The sequence below is a fragment of the Mucilaginibacter sp. McL0603 genome (genome assembly GCF_049992945.1).
Lineage (GTDB): Bacteria > Bacteroidota > Bacteroidia > Sphingobacteriales > Sphingobacteriaceae > Mucilaginibacter.
In genome coordinates this window covers 2444129-2469191 of the sequence record NZ_CP188251.1, presented here as the reverse complement: position 1 = coordinate 2469191, position 25063 = coordinate 2444129, and the positions used below count along the sequence as shown (strand labels likewise).

Annotated in this window: 20 protein-coding genes; 6 read left to right on the top strand and 14 right to left on the bottom strand. The window is 40.3% G+C overall.

Annotation, left to right across the window (positions count from 1 at the left end):
• Positions 1-316 precede the first annotated feature (316 nt).
• The 14 genes from ACPPVU_RS11635 to ACPPVU_RS11570 all read right to left on the bottom strand — a co-directional run bounded on the left by ACPPVU_RS11635 (position 317) and on the right by ACPPVU_RS11570 (position 19334).
• The gene (locus tag ACPPVU_RS11635) at positions 317-2614 is read right to left on the bottom strand and encodes a PAS domain S-box protein (RefSeq protein WP_426671879.1); all 2298 of its coding nucleotides are present in this window, start codon (positions 2612-2614) and stop codon (positions 317-319) included.
• Positions 2615-2643: 29 nt separating this feature from the next.
• The gene (locus tag ACPPVU_RS11630) at positions 2644-3084 is read right to left on the bottom strand and encodes a response regulator (protein WP_426671878.1); all 441 of its coding nucleotides are present in this window, start codon (positions 3082-3084) and stop codon (positions 2644-2646) included.
• Positions 3074-4885 (bottom strand): ATP-binding protein, encoded by a 1812-nt coding sequence (locus ACPPVU_RS11625; protein ID WP_426671877.1) that lies wholly within the window; start codon positions 4883-4885, stop codon positions 3074-3076. The genes ACPPVU_RS11630 and ACPPVU_RS11625 overlap by 11 nt, the downstream gene beginning before the upstream one ends.
• Before the next feature lie 421 nt (positions 4886-5306).
• On the bottom strand, positions 5307-6212 hold the full coding sequence (locus ACPPVU_RS11620) for an SDR family oxidoreductase (protein ID WP_426671876.1): 906 nt from the start codon (positions 6210-6212) through the stop codon (positions 5307-5309).
• A gap of 10 nt (positions 6213-6222) precedes the next feature.
• Positions 6223-6999: an enoyl-CoA hydratase/isomerase family protein gene (locus tag ACPPVU_RS11615; protein WP_426671875.1), complete on the bottom strand. Its 777-nt coding sequence runs from the start codon at positions 6997-6999 to the stop codon at positions 6223-6225.
• A gap of 8 nt (positions 7000-7007) precedes the next feature.
• Complete coding sequence (locus ACPPVU_RS11610; RefSeq protein ID WP_426671874.1) at positions 7008-8822, bottom strand: AMP-dependent synthetase/ligase; 1815 nt, start codon at positions 8820-8822, stop codon at positions 7008-7010.
• Between the two features lie 81 nt (positions 8823-8903).
• Complete coding sequence (locus ACPPVU_RS11605) at positions 8904-10082, bottom strand: acetyl-CoA C-acyltransferase (protein ID WP_426671873.1); 1179 nt, start codon at positions 10080-10082, stop codon at positions 8904-8906.
• Between the two features lie 184 nt (positions 10083-10266).
• Entirely contained in the window at positions 10267-12648 is a 2382-nt protein-coding gene (locus ACPPVU_RS11600; protein ID WP_426671872.1) for a 3-hydroxyacyl-CoA dehydrogenase/enoyl-CoA hydratase family protein, read from the bottom strand.
• Positions 12649-12749: 101 nt separating this feature from the next.
• On the bottom strand, positions 12750-13211 hold the full coding sequence (locus tag ACPPVU_RS11595) for a thioesterase family protein (protein WP_426671871.1): 462 nt from the start codon (positions 13209-13211) through the stop codon (positions 12750-12752).
• Positions 13212-13227: 16 nt separating this feature from the next.
• Positions 13228-15024 (bottom strand): acyl-CoA dehydrogenase family protein, encoded by a 1797-nt coding sequence (locus tag ACPPVU_RS11590; RefSeq protein WP_426671870.1) that lies wholly within the window; start codon positions 15022-15024, stop codon positions 13228-13230.
• 335 nt (positions 15025-15359) lie between these two features.
• A complete protein-coding gene (locus ACPPVU_RS11585; RefSeq protein WP_426671869.1) occupies positions 15360-16247 on the bottom strand; it encodes a helix-turn-helix domain-containing protein in 888 nt (295 codons plus the stop codon).
• Positions 16248-16620: 373 nt separating this feature from the next.
• Positions 16621-17379, bottom strand: coding sequence for a ThuA domain-containing protein (locus tag ACPPVU_RS11580; protein ID WP_426671868.1), 759 nt, complete (start codon positions 17377-17379; stop codon positions 16621-16623).
• Between the two features lie 24 nt (positions 17380-17403).
• Entirely contained in the window at positions 17404-18174 is a 771-nt protein-coding gene (locus ACPPVU_RS11575; protein ID WP_426671867.1) for a ThuA domain-containing protein, read from the bottom strand.
• A gap of 5 nt (positions 18175-18179) precedes the next feature.
• On the bottom strand, positions 18180-19334 hold the full coding sequence (locus ACPPVU_RS11570; protein ID WP_426671866.1) for a redoxin domain-containing protein: 1155 nt from the start codon (positions 19332-19334) through the stop codon (positions 18180-18182).
• Between the two features lie 401 nt (positions 19335-19735).
• Here ACPPVU_RS11570 and ACPPVU_RS11565 point away from each other — a divergent pair, with 401 nt between their 5' ends.
• Genes ACPPVU_RS11565 through ACPPVU_RS11540 form a run of 6 tightly spaced genes read left to right on the top strand, consistent with a single transcriptional unit; the run spans position 19736 to position 25008 of the window.
• On the top strand, positions 19736-20173 hold the full coding sequence (locus ACPPVU_RS11565; RefSeq protein WP_426671865.1) for a PTS sugar transporter subunit IIA: 438 nt from the start codon (positions 19736-19738) through the stop codon (positions 20171-20173).
• On the top strand, positions 20166-20636 hold the full coding sequence (locus ACPPVU_RS11560) for a PTS sugar transporter subunit IIB (RefSeq protein WP_426671864.1): 471 nt from the start codon (positions 20166-20168) through the stop codon (positions 20634-20636). The genes ACPPVU_RS11565 and ACPPVU_RS11560 overlap by 8 nt, the downstream gene beginning before the upstream one ends.
• A 53-nt stretch (positions 20637-20689) precedes the next feature.
• Positions 20690-22267 (top strand): PTS system mannose/fructose/sorbose family transporter subunit IID, encoded by a 1578-nt coding sequence (locus ACPPVU_RS11555; RefSeq protein ID WP_426671863.1) that lies wholly within the window; start codon positions 20690-20692, stop codon positions 22265-22267.
• 4 nt (positions 22268-22271) lie between these two features.
• Positions 22272-23984 carry a phosphoenolpyruvate--protein phosphotransferase gene (ptsP, locus tag ACPPVU_RS11550; RefSeq protein WP_426671862.1) on the top strand — a complete coding sequence of 571 codons (1713 nt, stop codon included), beginning with the start codon at positions 22272-22274 and terminating at the stop codon, positions 23982-23984.
• Positions 23981-24247: an HPr family phosphocarrier protein gene (locus ACPPVU_RS11545; protein WP_426671861.1), complete on the top strand. Its 267-nt coding sequence runs from the start codon at positions 23981-23983 to the stop codon at positions 24245-24247. The genes ptsP and ACPPVU_RS11545 overlap by 4 nt, the downstream gene beginning before the upstream one ends.
• A 2-nt stretch (positions 24248-24249) precedes the next feature.
• Entirely contained in the window at positions 24250-25008 is a 759-nt protein-coding gene (locus ACPPVU_RS11540; RefSeq protein WP_426671860.1) for a 6-phosphogluconolactonase, read from the top strand.
• Positions 25009-25063: the final 55 nt, after the last annotated feature.

The window sequence follows — 25063 nt, the reverse complement described above, 5'->3', positions numbered from 1 at the left end:
ATCAGGAAATTTACCAGCCGGAAAATATGCAGATACAGCGTAGTCCGTCGCCCAGGTTTGATTGAACGGGAAAGGCACTCACCAATTACCTTAGGTTCATTCCTGCCAGTATTTCTATAAACTATTTAATTGTAATGCAAACTCTTCAATTTTAAATAAATCCAAAAGTTTAGGTTCAATTTCAGTCCCGTTGCCTCCACTAAACAAACTTGTCAAGTCATTAATAATTTGATTATCAATTACTTGATTTGCTCTAAATTTTATTGGAGCTTAGTTTTGGGTTCATCATCCACAATAATGTATTTTAAGTCTGTGCTCATATCTTAAATTCAATTTTGAATTCAGTCCCGCTATTTTCCTCGCTCTCGACACTTATTTCCCCTCCAAGTGTTTCCACCTGTGTTTTTACCATAAACAAACCCATCCCCTTTCCTTCTATGTTTGAATGGAATCGTTTGTATAAGCCGAAAATCTGCCCGGCATTTTTTTTAAGATCAATGCCCATCCCATTGTCGGTAAAAATTAATTCTACCCTGTCTTTTTGCAGACGACTACGAATCTCGATGATGCTGTCAACCTCCTGACGGCGATATTTTATACTGTTCGAAATGAGGTTAAAAAAGACACTGTATAAGTAAGGCTTTAAGACAAAAAACTCGTTGATCTCAGAAAAATCATATTTAATTTCGATATTATTTTTATCGATCAGATCCATGATGCTGACCTTTATATGATCAACCAGTTCAGAAAAACGAACTTTTTCTTTGATCTCATCAATTCCCCCTTTTACCTGTAAGATTTGGTTCAGGTCATTTATAACCTCGTCAAGTCTCATTGCAGATATATTGATCCCCCTGCTGAGTTTTTCTTTATCAGCTTTACTTAATTCTATATTGTTCAATACATTTGACGCACCAATAATATTGGCTACCGGCGCGCGCAGGTTATGAGAAACGATGTAAGCGAATTTTTCGAGGTCGTTATTATGCTGTACAAGATCGGCAGTAATACGGGCGTTTTCTAATTCCGATATTTTTCTTTCCGTGATATCTTTAAATGCGACAATAAAACCAATGTTTATTTTTTCGGTGTCGGCCACGCCAACCCATCGTACTTCGTACCATCTTACAGTGCCGTCTTTAAGATCATAAGTGGTTTCATAGTTAATCCGCTCATTATTCATGATCTTCCGGAACAAATCTTTCAGGTTAGGTATTTTATTCTTGGGGAAATAGATAAGGGCATCACTGCCTACCTTCAAACGCTTGTTAAAATGCGCAAGGCAAAGTTCATTAGCTTTGGTATTAAAAGAAATTACCCGGTGTTCAATATCACATAGCACGTAGGCTATATCGGTATTTTCAAAAACAGTTTGCAGATTAGCTCTGGATTGGAGCAATAGTTCTTCGGCCTGCTTTCTGGCGGTTATATCAATATGTAATACTACAGCACCTTTCCTGGTTTTATCCGTCAGCGGCGCTACTATTAACTGGAACCACAATTTTTGAGACCCTGAATAATAGCAGTATTCCATTGAAAACTCGTTTTTCTCATCTGCAATTACCTCTTTAATTCCCTTAGAAATTTTTTTAACGGATGAGGCATCCATACCGGTAGCCTTTTCTGAAATGGCAAGATAGTTGAACCCTATACCGTACCTTGGTACTCCAAGATTATTTACGATAGTGAATTTTTTCCAGGAATCATTTACCGCTACAATTTTACCAGCCTCATTAAGAAGTACGATATTAGGAGGCAGGGCATTCAATATTGCAGATTGTCTGTCGGCTGCAGCCCTCAATTCTTCAATCTGTTGCTCTATTTGCATTTGAGCCAGCTTCTCCCGGGTTATATCCTGGTTAAAACCAATGATAACAGCTGGTTTTCCTTCCCCATCTAATTCAAATTCAAATTGTCTGCGCAGGTACCTGATACTGCCATCTTTATTAATTATGCGGCATTCACTCTTATACGGTTGAATACTTCTGACGGAGCGTTTAAATGTTTCATCTACTGTTGAGACATCATCCGGATGGATATTTTTAAGAAAATTCTCATAAGTGGGTTCTACTTCACCCTGCTCATATCCTAGAAGCTTGTAAGTTCCTGGCGACCAATTAGTTGAATTTGTAGCAAGATCAATCCGCCAGGTGCCAAATTCAGCCAGCAGCTCAGCTTTTGTAAATAAAGTTTCGCTGGCAAATATTTTATCTAAATACACCTGGCGTTCATTGTCCGATTGATGCTTCCCAATCGCATTTATAATAGCGTTGGGCAAACGCTGGAGCCTGTCTTTTAACACATAATCAGATGCGCCTTCTTTCATTACGCTTACCGCAAATTCTTCGGACACCGTAGCGGTTATCAGGATGAAGGGAGTATTGGCTCCGCGTTGCCTCAGTATCTTTAACGCTTCGAGCGAGTTAAAGGCTGGAAGCGAGTGGTCGGATAGAATCACATCAGGATTAAAGTTGTCCAGCGCTTTTATGTATTCCTCTTTTGTGTCGACAAGAAGCTTTTCAAACTCAATGCCCGATTTTTTTAATGTTCGTTCTATAAGTTCAGCGTCACTCGGGATATCCTCTATGTGCAGGATTTTTAAACTTTGAATCATAGTATAAAATTTCTATGTCAGCAAAAAAATCAATCGGTATACTGGTTAGTAATCAGCCAGTAAAAGCCGAGTTCAGATACGGCTTTTGCAAAGCCATCAAAGTCAACCGGTTTTACTACGTAGCTATTTACACCAAGGTTATAGCTGGTAATAATATCTTGTTCTTCCTTTGATGAGGTCATGATAACTACTGGGATCGTTTTTGTATCGGGGTTGGATTTGATCTGTCTGAGGACTTCAATGCCATCCACTTTAGGCATTTTAATGTCCAGCAGAATCACTTTCGGCCTGTCATTTATGCTCCGACCCGTATATGCCCCTTTTGCAAAAATAAAATCCAATGCTTCTGCACCATCTTTTAAATGGATCAACCTGTTGGCCAGATTTATTTTTTTCAAGGTCCTGATAGTCATTTCCGCATCGTGCGGGTTATCTTCAACTAATAAAATTTCGACTCTGTTATCGTCCATTATATGATTTTTTAGGTAAACTAAAATAAAATGTGGCGCCAATATTTTCCTGGCCTTCGGCCCAAACTTCACCTTTATGCTTATCGATTATCCGTTTTACTAAAGCAAGGCCAACCCCAGTACCTTCAAATTCCTCCTGTGAATGCAGGCGCTGAAAAACACCGAACAATTTACCAGCGTAAGTCATATCAAATCCGACACCGTTATCCTTCACATAGTAAATTGTTCTTGTTTCTTCGTCTTTTGATCCAATCTCGATCTCTGGTCTGTCTTTTTTTGATGAGTACTTTATAGCATTACCAAGCAGGTTTATTAAAACCTGCTTGATCATACCCTGGTCTGCTTCTGTGGGGGGCAGTAAACCAATATTGATCAGGTAATCTTTTTCCAGATTATGTTGTATTAACTCATTAACAACATTTGTTGAAAGCGATTGCATATCGATCCCGGTACTCACAAATTCTTTTTTGCCCAAACGCGAAAACGCAAGCAGATCATCAATTAACTGCCCCATCATTCTCGCATTAGTAATAACATTTCCAATGATCCGCTTACCCTCTGCATCCAGTTTCTCTTCGTAATCCTCTTTAAGCATAATTGAATACCCATTTATGGCGCGCAATGGGGTTCTGAGGTCATGTGACACCGAGTAGGAAAAGGCTTCCAATTCTTTATTGACGAGCTCAAGTTGAGTAGTTCGTTCTTTAACTTTATTATCCAGGTTCTGCCACGTATGGAATATCTCGGCTGACATCACATTAAATGCAGTAGCTAACTCCCCCAATTCATCATTACTGTACACATTGATGGAAACGGCCGTTGAATAGTTCCCTTGTGAAATTTCTTTCGCTGCTATGGTAAGCTGGTTTAGTGGCCTGGTAATATTACGACTCATTATCCAGGCGGCCAAAATGCCTATCGCGGTTAGCAGTGCACCAAAAATGAAGATCCACTTCATAAAACTGTTTACTCCACTTAGCATACTTTGTTCCGAAAATTCTATTGCAACTACCCAACTTGTCTGCGGTATTGGCTGTGCTTGTGCGAATTTTAGCCCGTTATCGTGATCTGTATACTCGATAGGCTCCAAAATATGATTAACTTTAAATGGCGGACCAACGGCAGGCCTGATCATATCTGTCCAAATGCTTCCATCCTTATTTCCTATATAAAGTTTCGAGCCGGTGCCCATTAGCAGTGAAAACTGTGCCACCGCTTGTGGACTAGCCAGCAGCCTTTGCCAACATACAACATATCCTATTGTGCATTCATTATCCGTAACCGCAGCAATAGCAGGATAATACATGGCGTCTTTTTCGATATATAGTCTTCCTATTTTACACGAGTCCGGGCCTACGGGGGTGACTTTCAATACATCCTTCACGGGAATTTTTATACTAACAGCCGACTTGCCGGACCGAAGAACGGGTACCAGGTTCTGATCCAGTAATTCGATCGAAACCCACGTGCTGTCCCTGTATAATTTGTCAAGCTCACTAAGAGTTTCCTGCCGGTACTGCTGCCCATTTGATTTAAGAAATTGTATCACAGCATTTTGTTTGGCGGTCGCGTGTTCAGTTTTTACAAGGGCCATCGCCGATTGGCCAAACATTGAACTCATTTGAGTCGTCAGTGTGTTGACGCGACTTTGGCCTATTATCAGGGTAGCTTTCTTCAAACTGTAATAGTTGGCGCAACCGTATATCACAATAGCAGAAAGCAAAAAGGAACAAATCAAAAGTGGCAGACGCTGTTGTATTGATAAGCGGCCAAATAAAGAAGCTTTACTACCGGTTGGCATAAATTTAATTGTATATAGGTTAGGTAACAATACGCGCCGAATTCCAATCTTATTAGGCCATTTACTTCTCTAATAATAAGAATGCTATACTGAGGGGGTAGATAAAAATTAATTAATCTTTAATTATCTAAAAATTAATTTTCAAAGGATAGCAAGTTTCGCAATATTTAAAATATTGATCATTAGGTCAAGCAATTAAGGCCTGATAACAAACTTAATATTTATTTTGTCTAAAACACACCTTGTTTTCACCCATTTTATGTAACATTTTAATGATAGTTAAATTACAAATTAATATTCACTTAAAAAAATAGTGTAATAACAAATGAATAATTTTTACTTTTTATGCTATCAAAAGTTGCCAGGCGACACATGAGACCATCCTGAAAACGTAAAGCTAATTTTAATAACCTATCATTATTTAAAGGCCCGCTCTGGTTTTCCCAATGGCATTCCACATTTCGTTTGATATCATTTCCAACGCGTTAAATTGACCCGCGCCCTGCAACCATTCACCGCCATCAATTGTAATTACTTCTCCATTAATGTAGCCTGAAAAATCCGATATTAGGAAAGCGGCCAGGTTAGCCAGCTCCTGGTGCTCTCCCACACGTTTAAGCGGCACCCGGTTTTTAAAATCAAACTTTTGAGCCATTTCACCGGGGAGTAAACGTTCCCAGGCACCTTTAGTTGGGAAAGGGCCGGGAGCAATGGCGTTGGTTCGTATGTTATGCCTACCCCACTCCACTGCTAAGGACCTGGTCATGGCCAGTACTCCGCCTTTTGCACATGCCGACGGAACCACGTAGGCTGAGCCGGTAAAAGCATAAGTTGTTACGATATTTAGTATGTTACCATGTATTTTTTCGCCAATCCAGTATTTACCCAATGCCAGGGAACAATTAACCGAGCCTTTTAATACAATATCTATAATTGTTGAGAATGCATTGGCAGACAAGCGTTCTGTAGGTGAAATAAAATTACCGGCAGCATTGTTTACTAATACATCAACCCGGCCAAAAGTTTCAACAGCCTCCTGAAGCATTTTTTCAACTTCATCGTATTTTCTTACATCGCAGGCAATTGCTAAAACCTTCCCACCGGTTTCGGCTTCCATCTCGGCAGCCGTTTGCTTTAGTACGTCGAGCTTACGGCTGGTGATTACCAAATTAGCCCCTAATTTTAAAAAGTACGTACCCATAGCTTTGCCAAGCCCTGTACCGCCGCCTGTAACAATAACTGTTTTACCCTTCAAAGCATCGTCTCTTAACATTCCGGCTTTTGATTTTGATTCAGCAGAATCATTTATTATTTTAGGATCGCTCATTATCAATCAATTATTTTACAGGAGTATTTCTGGATTTTAAGTTTTGAATGATCATTTGCAAGCCTTTCCTGGTTTCCGGTGCCCACCATTGCTTCAACATCACATTTAAAGTGGCCGTTTGGTCAGCATTTAATTTACTGATAAGTCCCTTACGTAAGTTTAATTTACTTTGGCTCCAGGTAACAGGGTTTAACTGCATATAAGTTCTTATTTTTTTCTCGGCTACATGCATTATGCTTTCCTGTGAACCTACTTCGTCTATCAACCCAATAGCCAATGCCTTATTAACCTTTAAAAGTTTACCTTCCATTAAATATTGATAAGCTTTATGCTTACCAATCCAGAATGCATATAAATCAAAAATGCTTTCAGGAACTATAATACCTACCGGAATTTCATTTAAGCCGATAATGAAATCACCCTCCACCATTACCCGGTAATCACAACAAATTGCTAATACACAACCGCCTGCCGGGCTGTGGCCACTTATAGCTGCTACCAATGGTTTTTTAAAAGACACTAAATCATGCTGAAGAGCTAAAAAATCAATCCAAAATTCCTTGCTCTGTTCCTCATTATAATCGTAAGCTTCAATCAGGTCGATACCTGAAGAAAAAAAGCCTTCCTTACCCGTCAAGATCACACCGCCTATACTGTCATCACTCTCAAACGTCTTTATGCAGCTGCTTAGCTCCTTAACCATTTGGTGATTAATGGGATTTGAACGCCCTCTGTCGAGGGCAATTACCGTCAACTTGTCGTTGACTGTTATTTGAAGTGTGTTCATAAGATTAATTAGCTTACCAGTTTGGAGCTTTCAGTCAATTCGTCCAGGTACATCTTTTCGATCTCGTCATGAAATTTCTCAGTGATCACCTTCCTTTTCATTTTTCCTGTTGGTGTAAGCTCTCCGCTTTCTGTTGACCACTCATCAACAAGTAATGCTATTTTTTTCACTTGCTCTACATGGTTAAATTCAAGATTGTATGTATCTACTATGGAGTGGTACATTGCAATCACCCTGCTATCTTTAATAATTTGTTCGTGAGATGAAAAAGGTATACCATTTTGCAAGCACCACGGTTTTAAATTGGCATAAGAAGGTACAATCAGGGCCGATACAAATTTCTTTTCTGATCCGACAACGATCATCTGCCCGATAAAATAATTTTCCTTCATTTTATTTTCGATAGGTGTCGGAGCCACATATTTTCCACCGGATGTTTTAAATATTTCCTTTTTACGATCGGTAATTTTTAAAAACGAACCCTGATCTAATACACCGATATCCCCGGTATGGAACCATCCGCCTTCCATTACCTCTGCCGTTAGTTCCGGATTTTTGTAATACCCTACCATGACGCCCGGTCCTTTACAAAGTATTTCTCCATCACTGGCAATCATCAGCTCTACATCACTCAATAATGGGCCTACCGTTCCAAACTTTCTGCTTCTTTTATCATAATGGTTAACCGAAATCACCGGCGAAGTTTCAGTAAGTCCATAACCTTCTAAAATAACAATACCGGCAGCCGTAAAAATTTTTTCAAGCCTAACCGGACAAGCAGAACTTCCAACCACTATAGCGCTTACATTTCCACCTATTGCATTACGCCATTTGCTATAAACCAACTTATCGGCTATAGCTAATTTTATCTTGTACCATAAACTCTTGTTTTCAATTTCAAATTGGTCGGCTATTTTTATTGACCATAGAAAAATCTTACTTTTTATGCCCGTTAATTTCTTGCCTTCAGTTATTATTCTCTCAAATACCTTTTCAAGTACCCTGGGCACTGCAGAAAAAAGATACGGTTTTACTTCTCTCAGATTAGGGCCGATAGTATCCATATTTTCAGCATAGTAGATCGAAAATCCAAAGAAGAGGTAGATATAGGCCACCATTTTTTCAAAAATATGGTTCATTGGTAAAAAACTCAAAGCTTTTTTTTGTGCTATTGGTATTTGATTAAGCACCAACCCTGAAGCCATCACATTACTCAAAATATTTTTGTGGGTCAGCATCACTCCTTTTGGCCGACCAGTTGTACCTGAGGTATAAATGATGGTTGTTACGTCATTTTCACTAACAGTATTGCTGATCTCCGTTAAATTTTGGCGGTCTTTCTCCTGTATTGGTTTAAGTAATTCGGTCCAGTTAGTACAGCCCTCGACATGATCAAATGAAAAAATTGCTTTTAATGATGGGATTCTTGAATGTATCTCGTTTACCTTATCGTACAATTCCTTGTTGCTGACAAATACATATTTTACTTCTGCCTCGTTTAGTATCTGCTCAAGTTCTTTAGAATTGGTGTTAGGATATAATGGCACTAACACCGCGCCTATTTGTTGCACAGCAAGATCGGTTATTAGCCATTCCGGCCGGCCGGCGCTTATGAGCCCTATTTTATCCCGGCCTTCGGTTGTACCATCTCCCCGGGAAATGCCCATATTAAAAAGAGCTATGGACAATTGATTTATCATATCATGCACTTCCTGTGTGCTGTATGATTTCCAGGCGCCATTCACTTTTGCATTTAACAGATTATCCAGTGGGGCTTTGGCCTGGATTGTCATGCAATCAAATAATCTTGTCGCTTTTTCCATATGTGGGCAGTATTTATAACTATTAGTATATCATCTTTACTTCTTCATTTGGTTCAGTCAGGCTAAAATGTAGCCTGACGATTATTGTAATAATTCAAATACCCCTGCTGCTCCCTGTCCTGTGCCTACACACATTGTAACCATGCCATATTTTTTATCCCTTCTTTTCAGTTCGTTAAAAAGCTGAACAGAAAGTTTTGCACCGGTGCAACCAAGCGGGTGCCCCAGGGCTATGGCGCCACCGTTTACATTAACAACTTCAGGGTCAAGTTCCAAACCTTTAATAATAGCCAGCGATTGCGAAGCAAAAGCCTCGTTTAATTCGATCAGGTCTATATCCTGCTGCTTCATTCCTGCCATTTTTAGCACCTTCGGGATGGCGAATAGCGGACCAATCCCCATAATCCTGGGAGGTACCCCTACTACTGCATAATTAACCAGTCGTGCTATTGGTTCAAGTTTATTTTCTTTTAAAAAACGTTCACTCACCACCATTACAAAAGCCGCTCCATCACTTGTTTGTGAGGAGTTTCCTGCAGTAACTACTCCTTTGGCATCAAATACAGGCTTGAGTTTCGACAACGCGTCTAATGATGTATCAGCACGCGGGCCTTCATCGGTATCCACCATAAATTCCCTTTTCTTCTTTTTACCCTGCTCATCAATATAGGTTTCTGCAATATTTACGGAAGCTATTTCATCTTTGAACTTACCATCTTTGATGGCGTTAATTGCTTTTTGATGTGAGTTATAAGAAAACTGATCCTGTTCCTCACGGCTGATGTTATATTCTTTTGCAACAGCCTCGGCTGTTAAGCCCATACCCCAGTAATAATCAGGATGAGCAATGGCAACATCGGCATTGGGTATGATACGCCAGCCACCCATGGGTATCAGGCTCATACTTTCAACACCACCCGCAATAATGCAATCGGTTATGCCACTATGTATTTTTGCCGAGGCAATAGCAATGGTCTCCAATCCGGAAGCGCAATAACGATTTACAGTCATACCTGGCACTTTATCTATATCCAATGCCATTAACGAGATCAGTCGGCCTACATTTAAACCCTGTTCTGCTTCAGGCGTCGCATTACCTACAATTACATCATCTATTTGCTCCTTATCAACATTGGGCACCGATGCTAAAAGCTGTTTAATAACGTCAGCAGCAAGCGTATCCGGCCGGGTAAACCTAAATCCGCCCCGGTTAGCTTTTCCAATTGCGCTGCGTTTGGCCGCCACTATATATGCATTCATTTATTGAGAGTTTTAATTATTAATTGTTGCTATTATAGAGTCAGGAATCAAGAGGCAAGACTCAAGGTAAAGAGATTCTTAACTCACTGTTCGCTTAATATTATTTATTGTCAAAGATTATCCGTCTATACTTTTTTAAATTGATGTTTCTTCCTGACTCTTGATTCTTATATCTTGACTTCTGCTAATTCCTTAATACTTTTCCACCTGTTAAAATGGATTGTATACGCTCTAACGTTTTTCTTTCGGCACAAAGCGATACAAAAGCCTCGCGCTCCAGGCTCAATAAATAATCTTCACTTACCAGTGATGGCTGGGAAAGGTCACCTCCTGAAAGAATATAGGCCAGTTTTTGAGATATCTTTACATCATGCTCGCTAATGTAATTACCGCTATACATGGTGTTGGCACCTACATAGCCTAAACCAAGAGCTTGCTTGCCCAATACCCTGATATCAGTGCGGGGTATTGGTTGTACATATCCTTCTTCCGCCATCATCAGGCAATGCTGCTTTGCTTCAGCTAATAACCTGTTTTGAGATACTACCACTACATCCCGCCCTTTTTTAAGGTAACCAAATTCGACAGCCTCATAAGCAGAGGTGGAAACCTTTGCCTGGCCGATAGTTAAAAACCTTTTTCTGAAATTATTTAATTCTATATCTCCATCCTGTAATTCATCCGAGAGACGAAGAGCGAATTCTTTGGTGCCCCCACCGCCCGGGATCAGTCCTACACCAAATTCTACTAACCCCATATACAGTTCGGCATGGGCTACCACTTTATCGGCATGGAGGCACATTTCGCAACCACCACCCAAAGCCATCTGGTGCGGGGCAACTACTACAGGAATAGAAGAATAACGTATGCGCATCATCGTGTTCTGAAACGTTTTCACCACCATGCTCAGCTCATCAAATTCCTGTTCAACAGCCATCATAAATATCAAGCCGACATTGGCACCTGCACTAAAATTGGCCCCTTCATTTGAAATAACCAAGCCTTTGTAACTTGTTTCGGCCAGGGTAATAGCTTTATTAATTCCTTCTATTACTTCACTCCCTATCGTATTCATTTTGGTATGAAACTCCAGGTTAAGTATTCCGTCACCAATATCAGTAATAGTTGCGCCGCTGTTTTTCCAGATGGTATTCGCTTCGCGGATATTATCCAGCAATATGAAGTCTTCTGTACCAGGAATTACTTTATAGCTTTTCGTCGGAATATCATAATACAATCGTGCGCCGTTCTCTGTCCTATAAAAACTTTTTGCGCCTGACGAAAGCATATCATAAACCCACTGTGCAGGCTTATTGCCTGCAGCTTCCATTTCTTTTAATGTGTTTTCAACACCCAATGCATCCCATTTTTCAAAAGGGCCCATCTCCCAGCCAAAACCGGCGTTCATGGCAGCATCTATTTTATAAAACTCGTCTGATATCTCTGGAATACGATTACTTGAATAAGCAAAAAGCTGGTAAAAGGTAGCGCGGTAAAACTCTCCGGCTTTATCCTTTGCAGCAAACAAGATTTTAAGCCTGTCCCTTAAATTATCAACCGCTTTTGTAGTTTCTAACGAGGCAAACTTTACCTTTTGCGAGGATTTATATTCCAGTGTTTTAAGATCTAAAGCATAAAATTGATTAACACCATTAACCTTTTCCTTTTTATAAAAGCCCTGGTTGGTTTTGCTTCCCAGCCAGTTATTCTTAACCATTCCATTCACGAAATCGGGTATCTGGAATAATTCTTTTGCTTCATCATCCGGTACATTTTTGCTTAATCCGTTTGCGACATGCACCATAGTATCTAATCCAACCACATCGCTGGTGCGGAATGTTGCCGATTTAGGATGACCAATAACCGGACCGGTAAGTTTGTCTATCTCTTCCACTGTCATACCGGTTTTGTCAACATAGTGCAGTACACTCATGATACTGAAAACGCCGATACGATTGCCTATAAATGCAGGTGTATCTTTGGCCAGTACCGTTGTTTTTCCCACGTACTTCTCACCATATTCCATTAAAAAATTGACCACGCCTGGCAATGTATCTTTGGTAGGAATAATTTCTAATAATTTCAAGTACCTCGGCGGATTAAAGAAATGGGTTCCGCAAAAGTGTTGCTTAAAATCTTCGCTTCGGCCTTCGGTCATTAAGTGTATAGGAATGCCTGAAGTATTGGATGTGATCAGGGTTCCCGGCTTCCTGTATTTTTCTACGTTTTCAAATACTTTTTGCTTGATATCCAAACGTTCAACCACTACTTCTATCACCCAATCGCATTCTGCAATTTTTGGCATATCATCTTCAAAATTCCCGGTTGTTATGCGCTTAGCAAAAGCCTTTAGATAAATAGGCGAAGGGTTTGATTTCAGTGCGAAGTCTAATGCATCGTTAACTATTTTATTCCGGGCTTTCTGATCACCCTCTAGCACACCCTCAGGCACTATATCAAGTAGTAAAACCTGTAAGCCGATGTTTGCAAAATGACAGGCAATGCGGCTGCCCATCACACCCGAACCCAACACTGCAATTTTTTTTATAATTCGTTTAGCGTCCATAGAACACACTTATTTATATTGAAAGGTTTGAGTTTGAAATTTGCTTTAGGATATAATTGTTAGGTAATTTAATCATTTTATAGTATTAAAAATGTAATAAATCATTTACTGCTTTGTTCTTCAACATAATCACTGCTTCTGGGTGCCTTCATGAATAATTGGCTTAATTCCTGTGGTAAAATAGCAAGTTTGCGTTTTGCCGTATCAATCCATGAGCCATCTGCTGTAATAATAGCAGCTTTAACGCCATCACTACGGTAGAGTTCATGCCTGATAGACCAGCGCGAGCCATCTGGACGTGATTTTGTGAGTTCACATGTTATCCTGATGTGTTCATTCATCCCTATTTCACGCAGATAAATCAATTCTTCCCTGAATAGTACCGGACCTATTTTAAAGTCATAAAGAGTAGCTAGTTTCAAGCCGACACTCTCAAGCATAATTAACCTTGCCTGCGCGGCAAAGTCGGCATAAGCAGAATGTCTCATATGCTGGTTTGAGTCTATTTGCGACCATAATACTTGCCCCTCATAAAAAACATTAACGACTTCAGTCTGGCTCATAATTACAGAGAAGGCTTTAAAAACAATATTTATTTTCAGCGATCATTTTTGCAGCAATGTTCCTTCGCGCCTGGGTAGTATTGATATCTTCAGTTTTAGTGAAACGCTTTAGTCCCATCATCATCATTTTTCTTTCATCGCCTTCGGCAAATGAGTTTATTGCTTCCCTTCCTGATTTGGCAATGTTCTCAGCAGAGTCATTGATATAAACCCGCATCATGTCTATCTGTTCCTTACAGGTGTCCTCGCCTTTTAATTTAACCAGTTTCTCTACACGCAACTGTAATGATTCGCTTACATAAAGTTCTATCAGCATATCAGCCAAGCACATTAATACTTCCTGTTCTTTACCCAACTGTGTCATCAGTTTTTGAACAGCTGCCCCTGCCACCATCAATGTTGCTTTTTTGAAATTGGCAATATATTTTTTCTCTTTCGAAAACAAACTTTCTTCTTCTGCCGTGCCAAAGTCGGGGATACTTGTTAACTCACCGGCAACTTTTTGGGCTGGCCCCATTAAGTCAAGCTCTCCTTTTAGGGCACGTTTCAACATCATATCAACCGTCAGCATGCGGTTAATTTCATTGGTGCCTTCAAAAATCCTGTTGATCCTGGAATCCCGATAAGCCCTATCCATTGGTGCTTCAGCACTATAGCCCATGCCGCCATATATCTGAACGCCTTCATCCGCCACATAATCCAGCATTTCAGAAGCGTGAACTTTAATAATTGCCGCTTCTATCGCAAACTGTTCCGTTCCCTTCAGCTTAGCCTTTGTTTCATCAAGCCCGGATGCCACAAGCATCTCTGTAGCTTCTTCCATATTCTGGCTGGCACGGTAAATTGCCGATTCTGCAGCATAAGCCAGAATGGACTGTTGTGCCAGTTTATAACGTATAGCGCCATACTTTGAAATAGGTCGCCCAAATTGTTCCCGTTCATTAGCATAGTGTACAGCAGTTGTAATAATTTGCTTGGCTGCACCGACGGTTGCACCACCCAATTTTATACGGCCAATATTTAAAATATTCACCGCTATTTTGAACCCATTCTGGCGTTCAGAAAGCAGGTTTTCTACAGGAACTTTACAATCATTAAAAAACACCTGCCGGGTCGAGCTTCCTTTAATGCCCATTTTGTGCTCTTCAGAATTCAGTGTAAGGCCTTCAAAGTTTTTTTCTACGATAAAGGCGCTCAGGTTTTCATCATTATCAATTTTGGCGAATACGGTGAATACATCGGCAAATCCGGCATTGGTAATCCACATCTTCTGACCTGTGATCAGGTAATATTTGCCATCTTCAGAAAGCCGGGCACGTGATTTCCCGGAGTTCGCATCAGAGCCTGCACCGGGCTCAGTAAGACAATAGGCACCCTTCCACTCTCCAGTAGCCAGTTTTGGAATATATTTTTGTTTTTGTGCCTCATTCCCATAATATAATATAGGCAAAGTACCTATTCCTGAATGCGCCGAAAAAGCGACAGAAAACGAATTGCCTGCGCCTAATTTTTCAGTGACAAGCATGGATGTCTTAAAATCTTTTCCAAAGCCACCGTACTCTTCCGGTACGGATATGCCTAATAAGCCAAGAGCCCCGGCCTGTTCAATTAAATGAGGCATTAAACCCTCTTCCTGTTCGTCAATGCGGTTTAAATTCGGTATTACATTCTGATCAAGAAAATTGGTACAGGTTTCGGCAATCATCAACTGTTCTTCATCCCATTCTTCGGGAATAAAAATGCTATCTGCCGGAGTTTCCCTTATCAGGAACTCACCGCCCTTTATGGCTTTTACGGTTTCTGTATCATTCATAGGATTAATATTTAAGCGTTGTGATTTTTTGCTATAAACGAGCATTTGAGGCATTTAACAAACAGTCTTTATTTTATAAAGTTCTGGTAATAGCCTTTTTTGTTTTATAATTGGTCTGAAGTAAAATTAGAATCCTTTTAAGATAGATAAAAGGTCTGCAATGCGGGTATATTAGTCAAAAAGTCGGAAAGAGTTGATTAAGTTGATTGAGTTTAACCGGATCAGTTTATTTTAAAAATTAAGCAATCGTAATTCGTAATTCGAAAATCTTAAGTAATAACTTTATCCAACTTAATCAACTTATTCCAACTCAATCAACATCTATCTAAACAATTTTAATGAGTAGATACCATGCGGTAATCAGACGGTGACAAACCTGTATGTTTTTTAAAATATTTCCCAAATGAAGACTGATCAGGGAAATGAATATTTTCGGCTACCTGGGCAATACTGATCTCGTGATTTCTTAATAATACTTTCGCCTCCAGAATTACAGCATCTTCTATCCATTCACCCGATGTTCTTCCGGTTACTTCCTTAATGGTTTCTGTTAAATGTTTAGGAGATACAAAAAGTGCATCGGCGTAAAATTGCACATTCCGGTGTTCTTTATAGTGAAGGAAAACAAAGTTCTGAAAAAGTAAATTTAATTCCTGTTTGCGATTCTGCTTACCTTTTATAATCACATGCTGTTTCTGGTAAATAAATTCTACCTCATAAAGCAGCGTAGTTAAAATGCTCCTGGATATTTCCTGGCGGTAGGGATGCTCTTCGCGTTCTAATTTTTGCTGTATTAACAGATATACCTCAAGCAACATTTTCGCATCTGGATGATCCGGATAAATAACGGGAAGGGACTCACTTTTGAAGTAGCTAAATGACTCCAGGAAATGGCTGTTAACATTATTCTCCGTTAAAAAAGCCTTGGAAAAAACAATAAATCGGCATAAAAAATGCTCACTGCTGTTATAAATCCTTAAAATATGAAAAGGCGTTGCTAACAACATAGCATCTGGCCTGGCCTGGTAAACCTGCAGGTTTACCTCTACTTCAGCCGTTCCCCGTGTGCAAATGCCAATAATATAACCATCTGAACGATAGGGATATTCACTCAGCTCCAATAGTTGTTTTTCGTCAGTTATAAAAAAATCCGGGCCAATCAGCTTATCCGCATATAAATCTGCAAACTTTGACAAGCTTAATTGTGCAATTCTTTTACTCATTTGTTCGAAATATAATCTAATTGCTCAATCTATCAAAATTACTGATTCCTCATTTCCCTGACCATTCCAAAACGAGTCGGTACCTGATCAATTTAGGTCTACTGCCCCCCGCGAAGAATCATCTTAAACAAAAAAGGCCGTCCCGAAATCAATATTTGAGACGGCCTCCTATAATTCACAAAGCAAAGTTTACGGATTTACATCCCTCCACAAACTTTTTCAGGACTATCATCGCCACCAAACTCTTGGGTTACACAGAAAAGTTAACCTATTATTGTACTTAACGCTTTGAGCTAAAGCCATACAAGGCAATGTGAGCAAATAGATGATGACCAGTTTTTTTACCATGATCTGCATTTTTTGAAGTTTTTATTTATTTCCCGGCTGCCCAAAAAATGGCGTTTTTAAACAGTGTGGTATAATCTATGCTTTGAAATAATATAGGCGAATGGCCCATAAATATGTAAATATTGCGTGCCTTGTAGTTTGGATTTGTCCAAATCACGGGGTGATCGCCCATTTTTATATCTGAGTCTGGCACATAAGTTGATTCATCAACAGAAGCCAATACATATACATTTGGCCTCGGGCTATGCTCATAGGTATAAAACTCTTCCTTTTCAACTATAAATGATGGAGAAACGCCCTTCATTACCGGGTGTGTTTTATCTTCTACATTTACCCTGGCTTTTACAAAAGTTGCGATATAGTTTTTATACCGGGTATTCCCCATAAACTTACTAAACCACTGCCACATGGGGTAGCCATCAAACTCGCCCAACAGCGTAGCATGATGAAAACCGATCCAGCCCCCTTTACCCTGCTCAATATAGTTTTGAAAAGCGGTTACTGCATTTTCTTTCCAGGCGTATGGCGGGTAATCCAGTTGAATAAATAGTTGATAATTGGCTAAAAAAGCATCATCAATTTTATCTGTATTTTGAATATAATCGATTGAAAAATTGCTATCGGCAGCCAGTTTATCCAGCCATACTTTAGCAGCCTTCGAATATTCAATATGGTGCCCTCCATTCTCATAAAGTGCAATCACTTTAAATTTAGGAGCCTTTTGTCCAAAGACATTAAAAAGGCTAAACAGGCAAAAAAATAAACTCATTACCATTTTTTTCATAAGTTGATATTTAAAAATTGAAAACTATTTGGATGCTGCCCACAAAATGGCATCGCGAACTAATATCATATAGCTTGGGTTAGTTAATGCCGTTGGCGAATGCCCTATACAGATGTAGATCATCCTGTGAAAGTTTTCATTAGTCCAAATAATGGGATGATCTCCCATTGGTTTGTTTTGTTTATAGGTTGATTCATCTGCAGTTGCCAACACGCGTACGTTGCCCCTTGGGCTTTTATTGTATTCATACCACTCGTCGGATAACCAGAACTTTGCCGGGAGATTCTTTGTCACTGGATGATTATGATCTTCCACTACTACTAATCCATCCTGAAATGCCGGATGCGGCAAATAAGTGACTCCACCCATAAATCCTTCAAACCATTTCCAGTACGGCGCTTTAGAATTGGGGCCAATAAATTGGTCGCCAGTAAGGCCGGCAGCATGAATGCCTACCCAGCCCTTGCCTTGCTCTACAAATTTCTGCAGAGCAGCCTGTTGACTGGCCGACATATCAAACGGCGCCAGATGAAACATAACAAACACCTGGTACTTAGCCAGGTTGGCATCATTAATCTTGCTGGTATCGTCAGTAAAATCTATGCTGAAATGATTTTCGGCACCCAATTTTTCAAAAAATTCCTTCCCAACAGATATACTTTTCCAATGATCCTTTGCCTGGGAAGCAACCACCAGCACTTTAAAATTAACGGCTTGCCCGTTAACTTTAAATCCTATCAGCATAAGGCTAATTAAAGCCAATGCCGAAATTCTTTTAAACGATAATTTGCTCATAATGCTCATTGCTTGGTATCAGGTTCTTTATAAATCCGCCCCATCATTGGGTTATCAAAAATGATCTTTCTTAATTCTTCTGCATCAATTGCCCCCTGGTGGGCATATACAATTTTACCATCGGGTTCTACCAAAAGTGTATAGGGTAAGGCACCGTCCCATTTTGGGTCAATAGCTTCTATCATTTTATATTTATCATCTCCGGAATAAATGTAATTGGTACCTGAGGCCTGTTTGCGCTGCAAAAACTTTAAAGCTTTATCCTTATTGGCTGGATCGTCAGCGCTTATACTTACAAATTCCAACCCCCTGTCACGATAAGTATGGTTAAGGGTAACCAGGTCTGAAAACTCAGCAACGCACGGCGCGCACCAGGTAGCCCATAAGTTGATCAACCGTAACTTATCAGAATGATTTTTTACTAACTCAGCTATTCCGGCAACATTAATGGTATCCAGTTTTACAGGTTCCTTTGCCCATTGGATGGCTGCCTTTTCTGCCCAATCGTTTTTTTCAAGCCACTTAATAGAGCACCCAAATGTTTTGGTAACCGGCACCGGCACTTCTTTATCATTTAACAAAGCCTCAATAGCATTACGTGCATCTAAGGAACGAGGTGTTTTTGCCGGATTTTCCATATCATCTATCCGGCCATTATAACGTAGTTTTCTATCCTTATCGAATATGAAAATGTGCGGGGTAGCTGTAGGACCGTATTTATTGGAAGTCACTTCTGTTTCGCCATCGTACAAATAGGGAAAATTAAATTTCCTGTCCTTAGCGCGTACTTTCATATCCTCAAAAGAATCACCTACATCACTATAACCTAATTCATCCAGCCGCAGCGAATTTGGGTTATTGGGGTTAATGGCAACCACGCTTACTCCTCTCGCGGCATAATCGCTGGTAAGCTTAATTACCCTGTCCTCATAGGCTTGTGATGTAGGGCAATGATTGCACATAAATACAATGGCCAGCACCTTTGCATTTTTAAATGATTGCAGGGTGTAAGTTTTACCATCAATACCAGGCAAACTAAAGTCCGGAGCGTTGTCGCCAATAGCAAGGGTCTTATGCCCGTCAAACGCGAACGCAATGCTGGAAAGCAGGAATAAAGCTGAAATAATAAAACTTAACCGTATAATTTTTGATGATACCATAATAAAGCGATTATAAATTAAGTCTGCAATTAAGATCCCGGGTGGTTTATGAAGGCTAGTAACCGGTATCCTGAAGTCAAAACTAAGATAATACTTTTCCCATTAAGATTTTCAAGGCCCTACATTAACACTACCAACATTAAAACATGCATTTATATATGGTGTAGCGTTACAATATATCCTTATCTCTACTAATTACTTTATAGCCAAAAAACTTACAATGGATAAAAGTAGTGTAATTGTAGTGGTTGTAAAATCGTATTTAATCAAAGTTTAATTGATAATTGCAGAATAGAAAAATTCATATATTGTGTGGTCGGTTTTAACCATAGTATGAGCCTGTAATGCGCCGATTTTTGCCATTGCCGCTACAACCAATTATAATTAAACAAATGCCCCTTATGGACAAGAGTAATGGAACACGAAAATTTCTTATTGCCACCCACGGCACTTTAGCCGCAGGGATAAAATCATCATTAAATATCATTATAGGCGCGGTAGAGCACTTGTTTTTAATACAGGCTTATGTTGATGAGAATACTTCGGTAGAAACGGAAATAAAGCAGATACTTGAACAAATAGACGCCCAGGATGAACTGGTTGTTTTTACTGATATACTCGGCGGCAGTATCACTAATCAAATCGTGCAACATTCACTAAAGTCAAACGTCTATATCATTTCAGGATTTAATTTGCCGCTTATCATTGACATTATGCTTGCAGATAATGCCTCTCCTATTGAAGAAGTGATCAGTAGCGCGCTTGAAAACGCCAAAGAACAAATGGTATATGTTAACAAGCTATTAACCGAACAAAACAAGGAAACAGGTAATGATTAAGCTAACACGTATTGACGACAGGCTGGTGCATGGACAGGTAGCCTTTACGTGGACGCCGGCGTTAGGTGTGGATTGCCTGGTGGTGGCCAATGATAAGGTAGCCAAAGATGAGTTTATGAAAATGACCCTAGGACTGGCAAAACCTGCCGGAACAAAGCTCCTCATTAAATCTTTACAGGAAGCAGCAGTATTTTTAAATAGTGAAAAGAATATCGGTCTGAAAGTATTGCTGATCATCAACAGTATAAAGGATGCCGCGATTATGGCAGCTGAAGTGGCGGAGATCAGATCAATAAACATAGGTGGGATACGCTTAAAGGACGGTGCCAGGCTGATATCAAAAGCAGTTGGGGTAAATGATGAAGATATAACGATAATGCGCGACCTATTAAACAAAGGAATAGAATTGGAAATAAGGCAGGTACCAACAGATAATAAACAAATGGTGGAGAGCCTTATTTAGACTAATAGCATTGAAAAAACAGAATCAATTTCAACATTAAAGAACTTTAAATAGTGTCAATATCATTCATACTCATTGCGTTGATCGCGATGTTTGGTCACTCAGAAGATTTTCTTGGAACAACACTATTAAGCCGTCCTTTAGTTTTAGGTCCGTTGGTTGGGTTAGTACTTGGCGACCTCACCCAGGGCGTTATAATTGGTGCCACCCTTGAGTTAATCTTTATGGGAAACATCAAGGTAGGCGCTGCCATACCTCCGGATGTGGTTACAGGCGGGGTATTAGGTACTGCCTTTGCTATCATATCCGGCAAAGGGCCTGCCATAGCGCTTGCAATTGCGGTGCCGGTGTCTATATTAGCCGAAATGGTGATCAGCGGCTTGTTTGTGCTACGCGCCGTTCTCAATAAAAAATTCAACCAATATGCTGACGAAGGTGATTATAAAAAGATCCAGCGTTTGCATATCGTTTCGGGCTTGTTGAGGCCGCTGTTGATGGGCATTATCATTTTACTGGCTTTACAATTAGGTGCAGGAGCCATGAAATCATTTTTGGATATGATCCCTGCCTGGGTGCAGTCGGGCTTACAAGTGGCGGGTAATATGCTGCCTGCACTTGGCTTTGCGCTTTTAATGAATTTGATGTTCAACAAAAAGGTGGCGCCTTATTTTTTTCTCGGCTTTATGCTAGCCGCTTACTTAAAACTGCCGATGATTGCCATTGGCGGGTTAGGGGTAATCATTGCGCTAATTGTAACTCAGGTTACGCCCAAAGAAGTGCCCGATGATGAGGAAGATATCCCGGAAGAAACCACTGAAGAACCAAAAACCCCTCATAAGTTAACCAACCGTGATATCCGGAATTTATTTTTAAGATCCCTGGCTCTTGAGGCTAATTTTAATTTTGAAACATGGCAAAATACGGGTTTTGCATTCACTATAATACCTGTGTTAAAAAGATTATATACTACTAAACAATCAATGGCGGCTGCATTAAAAAGACATTTGCAGTTTTTTAATACCAGTCCATACGGCTCAACGCTGATATTTGGGATAACGGCTGCTATGGAAGAGCAAAACAGTCAGGATAAGGATTTTGATGAGGAGTCGATCAACTCAGTAAAGTTGGGTTTAATGGGACCGCTGGCTGGAATATTTGATTCGCTTTTCTGGGGTACATTTAAGGTGATTGCTGCCGGTGTGGGCACTTCACTGGCCATTAAGGGGAATATAATGGGGCCTTTACTTTTTATCTTGATATTTAATGTACCACACTTGCTACTGAGGTATAATTTAACGTTTATCGGGTATAATGCCGGTACCAAATTTTTGCAAAACCTGGCTAAAAACAATGTGATGGACAGGCTGACCAAAGGTGCATCCATATTGGGATTAATGGTGGTTGGCGCTATGCCTGCAACATTGATCTCTATCACCACACCACTTACCATAGGAGCTAAATCCGGAGTATCGGTACAAAATATTTTCGACCAGATAGTGCCGGCTGTAATCCCATTGGGCCTTACTTTCCTGGTATATTATTTTGTAAAGAAGAGTGTTAAAACCACATATTTACTGCTGGGTCTGCTTGCCTTAGGCTTTATTGGCAGCATGATACACTTATTTGTCTGACCATATGAAGGGAATTGGCGTTTCACCGGGTATTGCAATAGGTAAGGCTTTCATCCTTAAAAAGACTGAGGCCGTATCAAGCGGAATTCTGTTGAGCAGTAAGGCAGAAGTATTACTGGAAATAGAACGATTTGATCGAGCCATTAACCGGGCTGTTGATGAGATCGAGGCAATTAAAACTGAAAGGCAGTTATCATTAAGCAATGAAGATCTGGCTGTTCTGGAAACACAAATCGAACTGATCACCGACCCGCAGGTAAAGAGCGATGTTATTGAAAAGATAGAAACAGATAAGAAGAATGCAAACGACGCATTAATAGAAGTGATCGCAAATTTTGTCGACCTCTTTGAGAATATGGATGATGAATATATGCAGGCACGATCTGCTGATATCAAAGACGTAGGTGACCTTATTTTAAAACAACTGGTAGGACAAGCTAAATCGCCCATACCTAAATTTGAACCTCATACTATTATCATAGCCCAGGATATTTCGCCCTCTGATACCATCACAATGGATACCAGCCATGTTACCGGTTTTGCTACACAAGCAGGCAGTAAAACATCACATACAGCCATTATTGCTAAATCAAAAGGAATACCGGCAGTTGTGGGTTGCGGGCCCGAACTCGGGAAGATTTTAAATAATGATGCAGTTATTGTTGATGGGATAAATGGTTTGATTTATATCAATCCCGCCCAGGAGATAATTGATGATTATACGATAAAAAGAGCGGCTTATAAGCAGTTAGAAGGTGAGCTAAAATCACTGAAAGACAAACCCGCCATTACCACCGACGGCAAAAAAATAACCTTATCGGCAAATATTTCCGATGCTGATGATATGGAGAAAGCTTTTGAGAACGGTGGCGAAGGTGTAGGCCTTTTGCGTACCGAGCTGCTATTCATGGACCGCGATTCCTTTCCGACAGAAAATGAACAGTTTGAATTTTATAAAGTCGTAGCACTTCGTTCTAGAAATAAACCGGTTATTGTGCGGACTATTGATATTGGAGGTGATAAGCATCTACCCTATTTTAACTTACCGGTGGAGCTTAACCCGTTTTTAGGTTACAGGGCGATAAGGATTTGTCTTGATAGGAAGGACCTGTTCATCACCCAGCTTAAAGCGATTTTAAGGGCCTCGGTATTCGGCGATCTTAAGATCATGTTCCCGATGATCTCCAATGTACAGGAGATCAGGTCGGCCAAAAATATTCTTGAGGAAGCCAAAGCAGAATTATTGAAGCAGCAAGTTGCTTTTAATGCTGATATCAAAATAGGTATTATGATCGAGATACCATCAGCAGCAATAACAGCGGATATTTTAGCTAAGGAGATAGATTTTTTCAGCATCGGCACCAATGATCTGTGCCAGTATACTTTGGCGGTCGACCGCATGAACGAAAAGATATCACACCTTTATGATCCCTTTAATCCCGGTGTGTTAAGGCTGATCAGTAACGTGATTGAACAGGGGCATAAAAACAATGTTCACGTAGGCATGTGTGGAGAAATGGCGTCAGATCCGATGGCTACTTTGCTATTGCTTGGGATGGGTTTAGATGATTTTTCCATGAGCGCCGCTTCTATACCGGGCATAAAAAGTATTATCATCAAAAACAATATGGCTAAAGCAAAAGAAATTTATAAAACAGTGATGGAGATGGACAGTTCAGAAAAGATCACCGCGTATTTACAGGAGGTGATGCAATGATAGCAAATGAATATGTGATCATGGCACCGCAGGGCATACACGCCCGCCCGGCAACTACACTGATCAGGCTTACAAAGAATTTCAAATCGACGGTCAGCCTGAAAAGAGGAGATAAAACGATTCGTTTGAACAGTATGCTTAATATTCTTTCCATGACCATAAAAGGCGGGGAAATCATATCAGTGATTGTTGATGGTGATGATGAGGCCGAAGCGGCAAAAGCCATAGGCTTATTTTTTACGGAACAGCTAAAAGATCTATAATAATGAAGATAACGATTACCAGGAACGAACAGGAATTTAACATCACAGCAGCCTGGCGCATTATTGCGCAAATGCTGGAAAAACCCAATGCCGTGATAGGCCTTTCTACAGGGCAAACTACCATAGACATGCACCGCATTGTATCAGAAATTCATAAGCAATATCCTTTTGATGTTTCAGGTATCACGCTGTTTAATGTGGATGAATTAACCAACCTCCCCAGGGAATATGCTGGCAGCTGTTATACCATGATATTGAACCAAATTGCCGGTCCTTTGGGGATACCTGAAGAAAACTTTATCATGCCTCCTACCCTGTCTGACGATTTTGAAGCCGAAAGCCTGCTCTTTGAAAAACGGTTGGCAGAACGAGGCGGAGCCGACCTGCAAATGCTGGGTATTGGCAGCAACGGACACATCGGCATTAACCAGCCGGGCACGCCGTTTGAAAGCGAAACCTGGGTATCCCCTATGGACCCTGATTTTGAAGCACGGGTACGCCGCGAAACACAGGTTCCGCCTGAAATTGTATTGGGTGGATTGACACGCGGTGTTAAAAACATCATGCATACCCGTAAGCTGATCCTGATTGCAAAGGGGGCGCATAAGGCAGAGATCATTGAAAAAGCAATACTGGGACCTGTAAGTACGGATATCCCGGCATCAGTTGTTCAACTACACCCTAATTGTGAGATATTGCTGGATGCCGATGCGGGCGCCAGGATAGCTAAATACGCGAAGCAAAGAAATTATAACTTTTAGCATCAGGAGGAAATACTTTTCCCCATAAATTTTGAATGGCACAGCCGCATCACTT

Excerpts from the sequence above, each read along its gene's own strand:
- ACPPVU_RS11620 (WP_426671876.1), bottom strand. The coding sequence starts at position 6,212 with ATGAGCGATCCTAAAATAATAAATGATTCTGCTGAATCAAAATCAAAA.
- ACPPVU_RS11610 (WP_426671874.1), bottom strand. The coding sequence starts at position 8,822 with ATGGAAAAAGCGACAAGATTATTTGATTGCATGACAATCCAGGCCAAA.
- ACPPVU_RS11595 (WP_426671871.1), bottom strand. The coding sequence starts at position 13,211 with ATGAGCCAGACTGAAGTCGTTAATGTTTTTTATGAGGGGCAAGTATTA.
- ACPPVU_RS11570 (WP_426671866.1), bottom strand. The coding sequence starts at position 19,334 with ATGGTATCATCAAAAATTATACGGTTAAGTTTTATTATTTCAGCTTTA.
- ACPPVU_RS11635 (WP_426671879.1), bottom strand. The coding sequence starts at position 2,614 with ATGATTCAAAGTTTAAAAATCCTGCACATAGAGGATATCCCGAGTGAC.
- ptsP (WP_426671862.1), top strand. The coding sequence starts at position 22,272 with ATGAAGGGAATTGGCGTTTCACCGGGTATTGCAATAGGTAAGGCTTTC.
- ACPPVU_RS11580 (WP_426671868.1), bottom strand. The coding sequence starts at position 17,379 with ATGAAAAAAATGGTAATGAGTTTATTTTTTTGCCTGTTTAGCCTTTTT.
- ACPPVU_RS11590 (WP_426671870.1), bottom strand. The coding sequence starts at position 15,024 with ATGAATGATACAGAAACCGTAAAAGCCATAAAGGGCGGTGAGTTCCTG.
- ACPPVU_RS11630 (WP_426671878.1), bottom strand. The coding sequence starts at position 3,084 with ATGGACGATAACAGAGTCGAAATTTTATTAGTTGAAGATAACCCGCAC.
- ACPPVU_RS11625 (WP_426671877.1), bottom strand. The coding sequence starts at position 4,885 with ATGCCAACCGGTAGTAAAGCTTCTTTATTTGGCCGCTTATCAATACAA.
- ACPPVU_RS11575 (WP_426671867.1), bottom strand. The coding sequence starts at position 18,174 with ATGAGCAAATTATCGTTTAAAAGAATTTCGGCATTGGCTTTAATTAGC.
- ACPPVU_RS11565 (WP_426671865.1), top strand. The coding sequence starts at position 19,736 with ATGGACAAGAGTAATGGAACACGAAAATTTCTTATTGCCACCCACGGC.
- ACPPVU_RS11585 (WP_426671869.1), bottom strand. The coding sequence starts at position 16,247 with ATGAGTAAAAGAATTGCACAATTAAGCTTGTCAAAGTTTGCAGATTTA.
- ACPPVU_RS11540 (WP_426671860.1), top strand. The coding sequence starts at position 24,250 with ATGAAGATAACGATTACCAGGAACGAACAGGAATTTAACATCACAGCA.
- ACPPVU_RS11545 (WP_426671861.1), top strand. The coding sequence starts at position 23,981 with ATGATAGCAAATGAATATGTGATCATGGCACCGCAGGGCATACACGCC.
- ACPPVU_RS11600 (WP_426671872.1), bottom strand. The coding sequence starts at position 12,648 with ATGGACGCTAAACGAATTATAAAAAAAATTGCAGTGTTGGGTTCGGGT.
- ACPPVU_RS11615 (WP_426671875.1), bottom strand. The coding sequence starts at position 6,999 with ATGAACACACTTCAAATAACAGTCAACGACAAGTTGACGGTAATTGCC.
- ACPPVU_RS11560 (WP_426671864.1), top strand. The coding sequence starts at position 20,166 with ATGATTAAGCTAACACGTATTGACGACAGGCTGGTGCATGGACAGGTA.
- ACPPVU_RS11605 (WP_426671873.1), bottom strand. The coding sequence starts at position 10,082 with ATGAATGCATATATAGTGGCGGCCAAACGCAGCGCAATTGGAAAAGCT.